Raw genomic sequence first — 12748 nt, forward strand, 5'->3', positions numbered from 1 at the left:
GATGGGACGACGCATTCTCGGACAACGACGCGGTCGCGGTACCTCCACGTTCCGCGCCCCGTCGCACCGATACAAGGCGAAGCTCGATCACAAGAAAGAGGAGGACGGCGACATCGTTCGCGGAACGGTCGTGGATATCGAACACGATCCGGCCCGCTCGGCGCCGATTGCCGCCATCGAGTTCGACGACGGCGATCAGCGACTCGTGCTCGCGCCGGAAGGAATCGGCGTCGGCGAGGAGATCCAGGTCGGCGTCTCGGCGGAGATCAAACCCGGCAACACGATGCCACTCGCGGAGATTCCCGAAGGTGTTCCGGTCTGTAACGTCGAAGCCAACCCCGGCGACGGCGGGAAGTTCGCCCGGGCGTCGGGAACGAACGCGGACCTGATCACCCACGACCGCAACGCCGCGGTCGTTCAGCTTCCAAGCGGCGAGGTCAAACGCCTCGATCCGCAGTGTCGTGCCACCATCGGCGTCGTCGCCGGCGGTGGACGAACGGAAAAGCCGATGGTCAAAGCCGGAAACAAGTACCACAAGATGAGAGCACGCGGGTCCAAGTGGCCTCGCGTCCGCGGTGTCGCGATGAACGCCGTCGACCACCCATTCGGTGGCGGCGGCCGACAGCACCCCGGAAAACCGAAATCCGTCTCGCGGGACGCCCCGCCGGGACGCAAGGTCGGTGACATTTCCTCGCGCCGAACCGGCCGAGGTGGAAACAAATGAGCCAGGAGTACCGAACCGGCCGTGAGGGTGAGGAGTTCACCTACCGCGGTCACACGGTCGAGGAGCTGCAGGAACTGGAGCTCGAAGACGTCGCGGAACTGCTACCCGCACGCAAGCGGCGAAGTATCAAACGCGGCCTCTCCGTCGAGAAGCAGAAACTACTCGAGAAGGCCCGCGAGAAAGGCGAAGAGGAGACGGCGAACGCGCCGATCCGAACACACCTGCGTGACATGCCGATCCTGCCGGAGTTCGTCGGCCTCACGTTCGAGGTGTACAACGGACAGTCGTTCGAGCGCGTCCGCGTCGAGCCCGAGATGATCGGACACTACCTCGGCGAGTTCCAGCTGACCCGCAACTCCGTCGAACACGGACAGGCTGGCATCGGCGCGACTCGATCGTCGAAGTTCGTCCCACTGAAGTGATCCACGCATGGGAATCAACTACTCAGTCGACGCGGACCCGGACGCCACCGCGAAAGCGATGCTTCGGGAGCGTCACATGAGCCACAAGCACAGCAAGGAGATCGCGCGCGAACTGAAGGGACGAACCGTCGACGACGCACGGTCGTACCTTCAGGACGTGATCGACGGTGAGCAGTCGGTCCCCTTCAAGTCCCACAACAGCGGCGTCGGACACCGGTCCGACATCGACGGCTGGGACGCGGGCCGCTACCCCGAGAAGGCCTCGGAAGCGTTCATCGAGTTGCTCGATAACGTCGAGGCAAACGCCGACCACCAGGGCTTCGACGGCGCCTCGATGGAGATCGCCCACGTCGCCGCCCACAAGGTCGGCGAGGCGGTCGGTCGCAAGCCCCGCGCGATGGGCCGAGCATCGGCCTGGAACACGCCCGAAGTCGACGTCGAAATCGTCGTCGAGGACGTCGACGAGACCGAATCTGCGGAGGACGATAACTAATGGCTGACGAACACCAGTTCATCGAAAACGGCCTGCAGCGGTCCCAGATCGACGAGTTCTTCAGCGAAGAACTCGGCCGCGCAGGCTACGGTGGCATGGACGTCGCCAAGACGCCGATGGGAACACAGATCGTCCTCAAGGCCGAGAAGCCGGGGATGGTCATCGGCAAAGGCGGCGAGAACATCCGAAAGGTCACGACGGCGCTCGAAGAGCGCTTCAACCTCGAGGATCCCCAGATCGACGTCCAGGAAGTCGACGAGCCGGATCTCAACGCCCGGATCGTCGCGGACCGACTGGCGAACGCACTCGAGCGCGGCTGGTACTTCCGTAAGGCCGGTCACACGACGATCGACCGGATCATGGAAGCCGGCGCACTCGGCGCCGAGATCGTCCTCTCCGGGAAGGTCACGGGCGCTCGCTCGCGCGTCGAGAAGTTCAACCGCGGCTACATCAAGCACAACGGTGAGCCCGCGGAGGAGATCGTCGACGAGGGCCAGGCGACGGCCGTCATGAAGCTCGGAACGATCGGCGTCACGGTCAAGATCATTCCGCCGAACGCCGAGCTCCCCGACGACTTCCGTATCCACGAGGATCTCGATCCCGAAGAGCTCGTCCCCGACGCCGTCGAGGCCAACGAGGCCGAAGGCGTCGAGGAACTGCTCGAGGGCGAACCCGAAGAAGCCGAAGCGACCGACTCCGGCGTCGAGGCGCCGGCCGACGAGGCCGTCGAGACCGCCGCCGACGAGGAGGGCGACCTCGACGAAGAAGTCGTCGAGGAGGTCATCGAGGAGGAACTCGAGGACGACGACGAGGAAGCCGATGCTGACGCTGACGACGAGTCGGACGCCGAAGAGGACCTCGAGGAACTCGAAGAGGACGTCGAGGCCGAAGCCGAAGAGCTGATGGCCGAGATGGAAGAGGAAGACTCGGAAGGCGCAGACGACGAAGAAGAGGGAGGTGACGCCTGATGGCGATCATCCACGTCGAAGAGATTCGTGACATGACGCCAGCCGAGCGAGAGGAGGAACTCGAGGAACTCGAGACCGAACTCCTGAACGCCAAATCCGTCCTCGCGGCCGGTGGTGCCCCGGAGAATCCGGGTCGAATCGGCGAACTCGGACGGACGATCGCGCGGATCAAGACGGTCCAGCGTGAGGAAGGGGATCTCGAATGAGATCCAGTATCCGAGCGGGCGAAGCCCGTGAGGAAGACGACTTCGAGAGCGAGACGTCTCCGACGTCTCGAAACGAAGGCGGCAAAGCCGCCTGAGACGACGAATAACACAGCAATGGCACTGACACCCGAGACGCTCCCGCGACACGAACTCAACGGCCTGCCCGTCCGCGTCGTCGAGAGCGACGACGACGGACGAGTGGGTCTCGAGGGTCGCGTCGTCATCGAGACGACGAAGACGCTCTCGATAGAGGTTCGAACCGACGGGGAGTCCCGGGTCGTTACGGTGCCAAAATCGGGCTCGGTGTTCGAGTTTGCGATCACAGATGAAGCCGCCGACTCCACGAAGGAGTCGGGGACTGCGTCCAAACTGGCCGACACTCAACCTGCGCCGGCGGACGATTCGTCCGCCGGCGCAGACCGAGCTGACGGCGATGCCGTCAGCTGTCGTGGCGACGATCCCTCGCGGGAGGAACGCCACGCCGCCGGCGAGGACGTGGCCTACGTTACGGTCGATGGATCGCGACTGCTCTCACGACCCGCCCGACGCACGGAAACGAATGGTGACTCACCATGGCAATAGGACTAGACGTTGAAACCCCTCCGGAACCTGAGAATCCGGAGGAATACGACTACGAGAAGTGTCCGTTCTACGGCGAGCTTCCCGTTCGAGGACAGATCCTCGAGGGACAGATCGTCTCGACGGACATGGACAAGACCGTAGTCGTCGAACGAGAGTACGACGTAGCGGTTCCGAAGTACGACCGCTACATGAAACGGCGCTCGCGCATCCCGGCACACGTGCCGGGCGTGCTCGAGGGGCTCTCGCTCGGCGATACGGTCAAGATCGCAGAGACCCGACCACTGTCGAAGACGAAATCGCACGTGGTCGTCGAAGTAACCGAAGAAGCGACTGCGGAGGATCTCGCCGAGCTCACGGGCGAGGCCGAACCCGAGCCAGAGCTTTCGGACGAAGACCTCACAGCGGCGACCGACGAGGGTGATGAGTGATGGAGGCGATGAAAGCCGACGTCACCCAGGGCCTAAAGAAGGGGTCGCTGGTCACGTGTGCCGACAACACCGGCGCGCGTGAACTGAAGGTCATCAGCGTCGCGGGCTACCACGGCACCAAGAACCGTCAGCCGAAGGCGGGACTCGGTGACAAAGTGACCGTCTCGGTCACGAAAGGTACCCCGGAGATGCGCCGCCAGGTTCTCGAGGCCGTCATCGTCCGCCAGCGCCAATCGATCCGCCGGCCGGACGGTACCCGGCTCAAGTTCGAGGACAACGCGGCGGTCATCATCGACGAGAACGAAGAGCCCCGCGGTACGGAAATCAAGGGGCCGATCGCCCGCGAAGTCGCAGAGCGCTTCGGAGCAATCGCCAGCACGGCGACGATGATCGTATAGACCATGAGCAAACAACCACACAAACAGCGAAATCAGACGGAGCGTGCCCCGCTGCACCAGCGAGGGAAGCAGCTTCACGCGACGCTCTCCGAGGACTTCCGCGAGGAGTACGACACGCGTCGAACTCGCGTTAACGCGGGCGACACGGTCGAGGTCATGCGTGGTGACCACGCCGGCGAGGAAGGCGAGGTTCTGCGCGTCGTCCTCGAGGACGGCGTCATCCACGTCGAGGACGTGACGGTCGAGACGGCCGACGGCGAGGAAGTTCCCCGCCCGCTCGCCCCCTCGAACGTTCGAATCACGGATCTCGATCTCTCGGACGACCGTCGCGAGGCACGTCTCGAAGGTGATAGCGAATGACGAAACACCAGAAACGACTCTCAGTTCCGAAATCCTGGCCGGTCGAGCGAAAGACCGACGTCTTCACGGTCAAAGCCGGCGCCGGACCGCACGGCGAGGACGGCGTTCCGCTCGTCGTCATCCTGCGTGACGTCCTCGGCTACGTGGACTCCACGAAGGAAGCCCGGTACGCCCTTTCGGAGGATTCGATCCTCGTCAACGGCGTTCCGATCAACGACGAACAGCGTCCGATCGGGATCTTCGACATCATCGCGTTCCCCGGCCGCGAAGAGTACTACCGCGTCTTCCCCGACGAGGGCGGTCGGCTCGCGCTGACCGAGATCGACGGGGAGTCCGCCGGAAGCCGCCTCGGCAAGATCGACGGCAAACGCCAGGTTCCCGGCGGCGACACCCAGTTGACGCTTCACGACGGAACCAACGTCATCGTCGATGACGAGACGTACAGCGCGAACGACTCCATCGTCGTCGACAACGAGGACAAATCGATCGTCGCACACTTCCCCTACGAGGAAGGCGCCCTGGTCACCGCCATCCGCGGCAACCACGGCGGCAAGATCGGCGAGATCGAGGCGATCGACGTCACGCCCGGAAGCGGCTCGAACACCATCACGGTGTCGACCGCAGACGGCGGCTTCGAAACTGTCGAAGAGTACGTCGTCGTCATCGACGAGAACTTTACCGGCGACGAAGGTGATGACGAATGAGCGAAGCCGAATCCGGCGAGTTCCACGAGATGCGCGAACCCCGCGTCGAGAAGGTCGTCGTCCACATGGGCGTCGGTCAGGGTGGTCGCGAACTCGGCAAAGCCGAGGACATCATCGAGGAGGTCACCGAACAACAGAGCGTTCGTACCCAGGCCAAACACACCGAACCCGACTTCGGTATCCGCCAGGGCGACCCGATCGGCACGAAGGTCACCCTTCGCGGCGAGGACGCACACGAGTTCCTTGAGACGGCCCTGGCGCTTGCGGAACTCTCGTCGACGCAGTTCGACGATACGGGTAACTTCAGCTTCGGGGTCGCCGAACACACCGACTTCCCGAGCCAGGAGTACGACCCGAACGTCGGGATCTTCGGACTGGACGTCACCGTGAACCTGGTCCGTCCGGGCTACCGCATCGCCAAACGCGACAAGGCGACGCGGTCGATTCCGTCCAGCCACCGACTTACCCCCGAGGACGCGGTCGCGTTCCTCGAGGCGAACTTCGACGTCACCGTAGAGGACTCCGAGGATGAGTGAAACCGAACACGAAAACGACAGTACGGGCGAACACGCCGCAAAGCGCACGGGCCAGGAAGCGGCCTGCCAGCGCTGTGGACGCAAGCAGGGACTCGTCGGCAAGTACGACATCAATCTCTGCCGGCAGTGTTTCCGCGAAATCGCCCGCGACATGGGATTCAAGAAGTACCGATAACATGACCGGAAACGACCCACTCAGCAACGCGCTCTCGGGACTCGACAACGCCGAGAGTGTCGGCCACCTGAGCCACGAAGTAACGCCCGCTTCGAACGAGATCGGCAGCGTACTCGAGGTCTTCTACGACCGCGGGTACATCGACGGCTTCGAGTACGTCGACGACGGCAAAGCCGGTCGATTCGAGATCGAACTACGAGGAGCGATTAACGCCTGCGGTCCCGTCAAACCCCGCTACAGCGCCGGTGCCGACGACTTCGAGAAATGGGAGAAACGATTCCTCCCGGCTCGAGACTTCGGTGCACTCGTCGTCACGACGAGCAGTGGCATCATGAGCCACTACGAAGCGCGCGAACAGGGGATCGGCGGCCAGGTGATCGCATACGTCTACTAACAATGCGAGTCGAACTGGAAATCCCCGACAACGTAACCGTCGAGATCGACCACCTCGACGTGACCGTCGACGGCCCGGAAGGCACCGTTTCGCGGCGCCTCTGGTACCCCGACGTGAACGTCGACGTGGAGGACGACCACGTGGTCATCGAAAGCGACGCCGAGGACGCGAAAACGAACGCGACCGTCGGCACCTTCGAGAGCCACGTCGAGAACGCCTTCCGTGGCGTGACCGAGGGCTGGGAGTACAAGATGGAAGTCTTCTACTCCCACTTCCCGATGCAGGTCCGCGCGGAGGGCGAGGAAATCGTCATCGAGAACTTCCTCGGCGAGAAGGCACCGCGACGAACGAGTATCCACGGTGACACCGACGTCTCCGTCGACGGCGAAGTCGTCGTCCTCTCCGGCCCGAACAAAGAGGACGTCGGCCAGACGGCGGCTGACATCGAGCAGCTGACGAGAGTCAGCGGCAAGGACACCCGCGTCTTCCAGGACGGGGTCTACATCACCGAGAAACCCGCTAAAGGAGGTGTCTGATAGATGGCAGACGATACAGAAACCGAGGAGACGCCGGCCGACGACGGACCGGAGGAACTCGAGGACATAAGCGGCGTCGGTGCGAGCAAGGCCGAGGCCCTGCGTGAGGCTGGCTTCGAGTCCATCGAGGACGTCAAGGAAGCCGAACAGGACGATCTGGCCGAAGCCGAGGGCATCGGCAACGCGCTCGCCGCGCGTATCAAGGCCGACGTCGGCGATCTCGAGGTCTCCGAGGAGACCGAAGCGGAGATCGAAGACGAAGGCGTCGAGGAGGCGGACGAACTCGCCGAAGACGTCGAAACTGAACTACAGCCCCGCGGACTCGTCGAGAAGACGCCGGAGCTCTCCGAGGAGGAGACTCGGCTTCTCGAACGTCGCAAGAGCGAGGGCAAACCGCAGTTCAACCGACAGGATTACCACAAGAAAAAGCGGACGCCCGAATCCTGGCGTCGCCCCCGTGGACAGCTCTCGAAACAGCGCAAGGGCGTCAAAGGTAAGGGTCCGAAAGTCAGCGCAGGCTATCGTACGCCCGAAGTTATCCGGGGCAAACACCCGAGCGGCTTCGAGGAAGTCTACGTCGAGAACGCAGACGACCTCGAGGGCGTCGACGGCGACACGGAAGCGGTCCGTATCGCCTCTTCGGTCGGCGCGCGCAAGCGCGAGCGAATCGAGGAAATCGCGGAAGACGAGGGCGTTCGCGTCCTGAACCCAACGTACGAAGAAGTCGAGGTGGAATCCAATGACTGATCTCTCCGCACAGAAGCGACTCGCGGCCGACGTCCTAGACGTCGGGAAAAATCGCATCTGGCTCGACCCGAGCGCCCAGGCGGACATCGCCGAAGCGATCACGCGCGACGAGATCCGCGAACTCGTCGACGAAGGCCTCATTCAGGCCGAAGATGCGACGGGCAACTCCCGCGGTCGCGCACGCGAACGCAACGCAAAGCGCGCCTACGGCCACCAGAAGGGGCCGGGCAAGCGCCGCGGCAAGAAGGGTGCCCGGCAGAATCCGAAAGACGAGTGGCAGAACAAGATTCGTGCACAGCGACGGAAACTACGCGAACTCCGCGACAAGGGCGAACTCACGCCCACGCAGTACCGACAGCTCTACAAGAAGGCTGGCGGCGGGGAGTTCCGTAGCGTCCAGTACCTGTTGAACTATATCGACGAAAACTACGGTGACCAATAATGGCGACAGGACCACGATACAAGGTACCGATGCGTCGTCGCCGCGAGGTCCGGACGGACTACCACCAGAGGTTGCGCCTGCTGAAATCGGGTAAGCCCCGCCTCGTTGCTCGCAAGAGCAACAAGCACACTACGGCGCAGCTGATCTCCCCCGGCCCACAGGGCGACGAAACGCTTGCAAGCGCACACTCGGGCGATCTCGAGGAGTTCGGCTGGGAAGCCCCGACGAGTAACATCTCGGCGGCGTACCTGACCGGTCTGCTCGCCGGGAAGCGAGCCGTCGACGCCGGCCTCGAGGAGGCAGTCCTCGACATCGGCCTCAACACGGCAACCCCCGGCAACAAGGTGTTCGCCGTCCAGGAGGGGGCGATCGACGCCGGTCTCGAAATCCCGCACAACGATAGCGTGCTCGCAGACTGGTCGCGTACTCGCGGCGAACACATCGCCGAGTACGCAGAACAGTTAGACGAGCCGCTGTACAGCGGCGAGTTCGACGCGACCGAACTCCCAGAACACTTCGATGACGTACGAGAGGCGATTCTCGAATGAGTGGAAACAACTACAATGACGACGGATGGGAACCCGTCACCCGTCTCGGCCGGAAGGTCCAGGAGGGCGAAATCGACACGATGGAGGCCGCCCTCAACTCGGGACTCCCGCTGAAAGAACCCGAGATCGTCGACCAGCTCCTTCCCGGACTGGACGACGAAGTGCTGGACATCAACATGGTCCAGCGAATGACCGACTCCGGACGCCGCGTGAAGTTCCGGTGTGTCGTCGTCGTGGGCAACCGCGACGGCTACGTCGGCTACGCGGAAGGTCGAGACGATCAGGTCGGCTCCGCCATCCAGAAGGCGATCGGTATCGCGAAGCTGAACATGCTCGAGGTCCCCCGCGGCTCCGGGTCGTGGGAGGATCGTTCGGATCGGCCACACTCGCTCACCCGACGGACGACCGGCAAAGCCGGTTCCGTCGAGGTCGAGGTCATTCCCGCCCCCGAAGGGCTCGGACTGGCCGCGAGTGACACCGTCCGTCACGTCCTCGAACTGGCTGGCCTCGAGAACGCCTGGACCAAGAGCCACGGTAACACGCGCACCACTGTCAATCTCGCGAAGGCGACGTTCAACGCACTCGAGAACGCCTCGCAGTCCCGACAGCCGGCCTCGCGCGGAAGCGACCGTGATGAAGCCGAGGTGGCCGACCAATGAAGGCGATCGTTCAGGTTCGCGGCGAAGTGAACCGACAACAGGACGTCCAGGACACGCTGTCGATGCTCAACATCCACAGCGTCAACCACTGTGCGCTCGTCCCCGAGACCGACACCTACCAGGGGATGATCACCAAGGTCAACGACTACGTCGCCCACGGCGAACCGACCGAGGACGTCCTCACGACGGTGCTCGAGAAACGCGCCGAACCCCTCGAGGGCAAACAGTCGGACGTCGACGAAGAGTGGCTCGCAGAGAACACCGAGTACGACGACTTCGACGCGCTCGCAAACGCGTTGCTCGCCGAGGAGACGACGCTTCGTGAGGAAGGGTTGTCACCGACGCTTCGACTCCACCCGCCGCGTGGCGGTCACGACGGGATCAAGAAGCCGACCGTCGAGGGAGGACAACTCGGAAAGCATACAACAGAGCAGATTAACGACCTGCTAGAATCGATGCGATAACTATGACGAGCAAAAAACGACGCCAGCGCGGATCGCGGACGCACGGCGGCGGTACCCACAAGAATCGTCGGGGTGCTGGCCATCGTGGCGGACGCGGCCGTGCCGGACGAAGCAAACACGAGTTCCACAACTACGAACCGAAAGGCAAACACGGCTTCAAACGCCCACACGACATCCGCGAGGAGGTCGTAGAGATCGACGTCCAGAAGTTAGACGAGGACGCGATCCTCTACGTCGCCGACGATCTCGCCGAAGAGACCGCCGATGGCTACGAGATCGACGCTCGCGACATCGTCGAGGACGGCCACGAAGCCGACGTCGTCAAAGTTCTCGGATCCGGCCAGGTCCGCAACCAGCTGACGGTGACCGCTGACGCCTTCTCCGAGGCCGCTCGAGAAAAACTCGAGGGTGCCGGCGGTGAGGCGGTGCTCTCGGAGCGAGCACAGGACGCTGAAGACGACGACTCCGAACAGAACGAGGACTAAGGTATGGGATGGAAGGAAGCCGCCGAACCGGTCTTGACGCGGATGCCTGCAGTCCAGCGACCGGAGGGACACGTTCCCTTCAAGCGCAAGCTGACCTGGACGGCGGGAATCCTCGTGTTGTACTTCTTCCTGACGAACATCGGACTGCTCGGAATGGAACAAGGTGCCGGGGACGACCTCTTCGGCGAGTTCCGTGCGGTTCTCGCGGGTGAACAGGGCTCGCTGTTGCAGGTCGGTATCGGACCGATCGTCACCGCGAGCATCGTCATGCAGTTGCTCGGCGGGGCAAATCTGCTCGGGTTGGATACGGACGACCCCCGAGATCAGATACTCTACCAGGGCCTCCAGAAGTTGCTCGTCATCGTCATGACGGCGCTGACCGCGCTCCCGATGGTGTTCGCCGGCGGCTTCCTGCCACCCCAGCAGTCGCTGACGCTCGGCGGGTTCACCTTCGATCAGACCCAGATCCAGGCGCTGATGTTCACCCAGATCTTCATCGGAGGCGTCCTCATCCTCTACATGGACGAGGTCGTCAGTAAGTGGGGAGTCGGGAGCGGGATCGGCCTGTTCATCATCGCCGGTGTCAGCCAGAAGCTCGTAACCGGATTCGTCCAGCCGGCGGAAGGTGGGTTCTTCTACAACTGGTACTTGATCCTCACCGGTCAGGTCGAGGTCGGCTCGCTCGTCGCTGGCGACGGGCTCTATACGCTGTTGCTCCAGGAAGGAGACATCATCGCGTTACTGACGACGATCCTGATCTTCGCGATCGTCGTCTACGCGGAGTCGGTTCGCGTCGAGATTCCGTTGAGTCACGCCAGAGTCAAGGGTGCTCGCGGGCGCTTCCCCGTGAAGCTCATCTACGCGAGCGTCCTGCCGATGATCCTCGTTCGTGCGTTGCAGGCGAACGTTCAGTTCATCGGTCAGATCCTCAACCGCCAGACTGGCGATGCATCCACCATTGCCCTCTTCGGCCGGGAGTTGCCGTGGCTCGGCGTCTACGATAGCCAGGGTCAACCCGTGAGTGGCTTTTTCTACTACACCGCTCCGATCTACTCGCCGGACGACTGGATGTGGTGGACGGGTGAAGTCGCCCAGCAGGCGTGGATGGTGATGGTCCGTATCTCTATCGACCTGACGTTCATGGTCATCGGCGGTGCGATCTTCGCCATCTTCTGGGTCGAGACGACGAACATGGGTCCGGAAGCGACCGCCCGACAGATCCAGAACTCCGGGATGCAGATCCCCGGTTTCCGACAGAACGTCGGTGTCATCGAGAAGGTCATGGAACGCTACATCCCGCAGGTGACCGTCATCGGCGGTGCGCTCGTCGGCATCCTCGCCGTCTGGGCGAACATGCTCGGAACGATCGGTGCCGTTACCGGGACCGGTCTACTGCTGGCTGTCTCCATTACGTACAAACTGTACGAGGAGATCGCCGAAGAGCAGATGATGGAGATGCATCCGATGATGCGCCAGATGTTCGGCAAGGAGTGACGACCGTCCGGGCCACTTTCGGCCCGATGACGGGCGAACCGCATCGTTCTTTTCTGTCGTCTGACCGGCTGTTAACTCACTCGTCTCGACGTGACGATCTTCGATCGTCGCTGTCTTTCGCCTCGGGCTCGAGTCCAGGGAGGTACCTGTGTGTGCTCGGTTAGTGAATCCGTGACGCACTTGAGAGTCCGTGGGCCGAGTAGTGCCGGAAAGGATTTGAGCGTCCGTCGGGGTGTCACTGCGACTTCGTCGATCCGGTGAGAATCAACCGTTCAATATCGCTTTCGGCGCACCGTGGATCTGCCCGAACTGTACTCCGCTGAAGTCGGTTCCCACAGGTTCAGCGCCACCAACGAACGACAGCCCAGGGTGCTTGAGTCGATACGAGACAAGAGGTTACGGGAAACCTCACCGGCCAGCACCCGGATGTATCGAGTAACCCCAGTGGACCACAGTAGTCGTTGAAACGCGTATACTCCTTCTCGCACTCAGGCGGCCAGCACGATCAGTGCCGGCCGCTGACTCGTAGGCAAGTGAGAAATGACTGTCAACGACTACGGTCGTCGGAGTATCGTCGACGACGAGAGAGAAAGACCGTCGTGGAAAACGCGACGAGCGTTACTGGATGGAGTAGCCCGCCGCGATCGTCAGCAAGAACACCATGAACACGGCGACCCCCATCATATAGGAGATGGCTCGAGGCTCCTCGAGAAGGTGTTGGTAGTAGCCCGCGATCAACAACACCTTGGCAACCGCGAGGATGATCGTCCCCGCGAGGGCGATTTCGTACGTCAAAAACTCGAAAAAGGCGAACTTGCCCGTACCCAACACCAGCAATACGACGTAGATCAGCGAGTACGTTCGAACGTCAGCCATTGCTGGGTATTCGGGGCGAGGGGCACTTATACCTTCCTCAACGCTCTCGAGCGTCGGCTCGGACGGATCGTCGTCTGGGGTATGCGGCCCGTATGGAACAGGTCGTG

Annotated in this window: 22 protein-coding genes; 21 read left to right on the forward strand and 1 reads right to left on the reverse strand. The window is 62.6% G+C overall.

The genetic code is table 11. The annotated features are described in order from the left end of the window. Position 1: 1 nt before the first annotated feature. From AB7C87_RS11005 to secY, 21 genes are all read left to right on the forward strand, one after another. Positions 2-724, forward strand: a complete 723-nt coding sequence (locus AB7C87_RS11005) for a 50S ribosomal protein L2 (RefSeq protein ID WP_369729508.1) — start codon at positions 2-4, stop codon at positions 722-724. Then, positions 721-1146, forward strand: coding sequence for a 30S ribosomal protein S19 (locus tag AB7C87_RS11010; protein WP_369729509.1), 426 nt, complete (start codon positions 721-723; stop codon positions 1144-1146). Before AB7C87_RS11005 ends, AB7C87_RS11010 begins: the two co-directional genes overlap by 4 nt. Before the next feature lie 7 nt (positions 1147-1153). Then, positions 1154-1639: a 50S ribosomal protein L22 gene (locus AB7C87_RS11015; protein ID WP_369729510.1), complete on the forward strand. Its 486-nt coding sequence runs from the start codon at positions 1154-1156 to the stop codon at positions 1637-1639. Beyond that, positions 1639-2607, forward strand: a complete 969-nt coding sequence (locus AB7C87_RS11020) for a 30S ribosomal protein S3 (protein ID WP_369729511.1) — start codon at positions 1639-1641, stop codon at positions 2605-2607. Before AB7C87_RS11015 ends, AB7C87_RS11020 begins: the two co-directional genes overlap by 1 nt. Continuing rightward, on the forward strand, positions 2607-2813 hold the full coding sequence (rpmC, locus tag AB7C87_RS11025; RefSeq protein ID WP_369729512.1) for a 50S ribosomal protein L29: 207 nt from the start codon (positions 2607-2609) through the stop codon (positions 2811-2813). The genes AB7C87_RS11020 and rpmC overlap by 1 nt, the downstream gene beginning before the upstream one ends. A 114-nt stretch (positions 2814-2927) precedes the next feature. Then, positions 2928-3395, forward strand: coding sequence for a ribonuclease P protein component 1 (locus AB7C87_RS11030; RefSeq protein ID WP_369729513.1), 468 nt, complete (start codon positions 2928-2930; stop codon positions 3393-3395). Next, positions 3386-3823: a 30S ribosomal protein S17 gene (locus AB7C87_RS11035; RefSeq protein WP_369729514.1), complete on the forward strand. Its 438-nt coding sequence runs from the start codon at positions 3386-3388 to the stop codon at positions 3821-3823. Before AB7C87_RS11030 ends, AB7C87_RS11035 begins: the two co-directional genes overlap by 10 nt. Then, a complete protein-coding gene (locus tag AB7C87_RS11040; protein WP_369729515.1) occupies positions 3823-4221 on the forward strand; it encodes a 50S ribosomal protein L14 in 399 nt (132 codons plus the stop codon). The genes AB7C87_RS11035 and AB7C87_RS11040 overlap by 1 nt, the downstream gene beginning before the upstream one ends. A gap of 3 nt (positions 4222-4224) precedes the next feature. Beyond that, positions 4225-4581: a 50S ribosomal protein L24 gene (gene rplX, locus AB7C87_RS11045; RefSeq protein ID WP_369729516.1), complete on the forward strand. Its 357-nt coding sequence runs from the start codon at positions 4225-4227 to the stop codon at positions 4579-4581. Next, positions 4578-5285, forward strand: a complete 708-nt coding sequence (locus AB7C87_RS11050; protein ID WP_369729517.1) for a 30S ribosomal protein S4e — start codon at positions 4578-4580, stop codon at positions 5283-5285. The genes rplX and AB7C87_RS11050 overlap by 4 nt, the downstream gene beginning before the upstream one ends. Next, on the forward strand, positions 5282-5821 hold the full coding sequence (locus AB7C87_RS11055) for a 50S ribosomal protein L5 (RefSeq protein WP_369729518.1): 540 nt from the start codon (positions 5282-5284) through the stop codon (positions 5819-5821). Before AB7C87_RS11050 ends, AB7C87_RS11055 begins: the two co-directional genes overlap by 4 nt. After that, positions 5814-5996 (forward strand): 30S ribosomal protein S14, encoded by a 183-nt coding sequence (locus AB7C87_RS11060; RefSeq protein WP_369729519.1) that lies wholly within the window; start codon positions 5814-5816, stop codon positions 5994-5996. Before AB7C87_RS11055 ends, AB7C87_RS11060 begins: the two co-directional genes overlap by 8 nt. 1 nt (position 5997) lies before the next feature. After that, positions 5998-6390 (forward strand): 30S ribosomal protein S8, encoded by a 393-nt coding sequence (locus tag AB7C87_RS11065; protein ID WP_369729521.1) that lies wholly within the window; start codon positions 5998-6000, stop codon positions 6388-6390. Positions 6391-6392: 2 nt separating this feature from the next. Then, the gene (locus tag AB7C87_RS11070; protein ID WP_369729522.1) at positions 6393-6926 is read left to right on the forward strand and encodes a 50S ribosomal protein L6; all 534 of its coding nucleotides are present in this window, start codon (positions 6393-6395) and stop codon (positions 6924-6926) included. 3 nt (positions 6927-6929) lie between these two features. Further along, positions 6930-7673 (forward strand): 50S ribosomal protein L32e, encoded by a 744-nt coding sequence (locus tag AB7C87_RS11075; RefSeq protein WP_369729523.1) that lies wholly within the window; start codon positions 6930-6932, stop codon positions 7671-7673. Then, complete coding sequence (locus AB7C87_RS11080; RefSeq protein WP_369729525.1) at positions 7666-8115, forward strand: 50S ribosomal protein L19e; 450 nt, start codon at positions 7666-7668, stop codon at positions 8113-8115. The genes AB7C87_RS11075 and AB7C87_RS11080 overlap by 8 nt, the downstream gene beginning before the upstream one ends. Next, positions 8115-8663, forward strand: coding sequence for a 50S ribosomal protein L18 (locus AB7C87_RS11085; protein WP_369729526.1), 549 nt, complete (start codon positions 8115-8117; stop codon positions 8661-8663). Before AB7C87_RS11080 ends, AB7C87_RS11085 begins: the two co-directional genes overlap by 1 nt. Further along, positions 8660-9322 (forward strand): 30S ribosomal protein S5, encoded by a 663-nt coding sequence (locus tag AB7C87_RS11090; protein WP_369729527.1) that lies wholly within the window; start codon positions 8660-8662, stop codon positions 9320-9322. The genes AB7C87_RS11085 and AB7C87_RS11090 overlap by 4 nt, the downstream gene beginning before the upstream one ends. Next, positions 9319-9786, forward strand: coding sequence for a 50S ribosomal protein L30 (locus AB7C87_RS11095; RefSeq protein ID WP_369729528.1), 468 nt, complete (start codon positions 9319-9321; stop codon positions 9784-9786). Before AB7C87_RS11090 ends, AB7C87_RS11095 begins: the two co-directional genes overlap by 4 nt. A gap of 2 nt (positions 9787-9788) precedes the next feature. Then, a complete protein-coding gene (locus tag AB7C87_RS11100; RefSeq protein ID WP_369729529.1) occupies positions 9789-10271 on the forward strand; it encodes an uL15m family ribosomal protein in 483 nt (160 codons plus the stop codon). 3 nt (positions 10272-10274) lie between these two features. Further along, on the forward strand, positions 10275-11765 hold the full coding sequence (secY, locus tag AB7C87_RS11105) for a preprotein translocase subunit SecY (protein WP_369729530.1): 1491 nt from the start codon (positions 10275-10277) through the stop codon (positions 11763-11765). A gap of 618 nt (positions 11766-12383) precedes the next feature. Here the strand turns inward: secY and AB7C87_RS11110 are convergent. Beyond that, the gene (locus AB7C87_RS11110) at positions 12384-12641 is read right to left on the reverse strand and encodes a cytochrome C oxidase subunit IV family protein (protein ID WP_369729531.1); all 258 of its coding nucleotides are present in this window, start codon (positions 12639-12641) and stop codon (positions 12384-12386) included. Positions 12642-12748 lie beyond the last annotated feature (107 nt).

The sequence above is a fragment of the Natrarchaeobius versutus genome (genome assembly GCF_041205745.1).
In the GTDB taxonomy this organism is placed as follows: Archaea; Halobacteriota; Halobacteria; order Halobacteriales; family Natrialbaceae; genus Natrarchaeobius; species Natrarchaeobius versutus.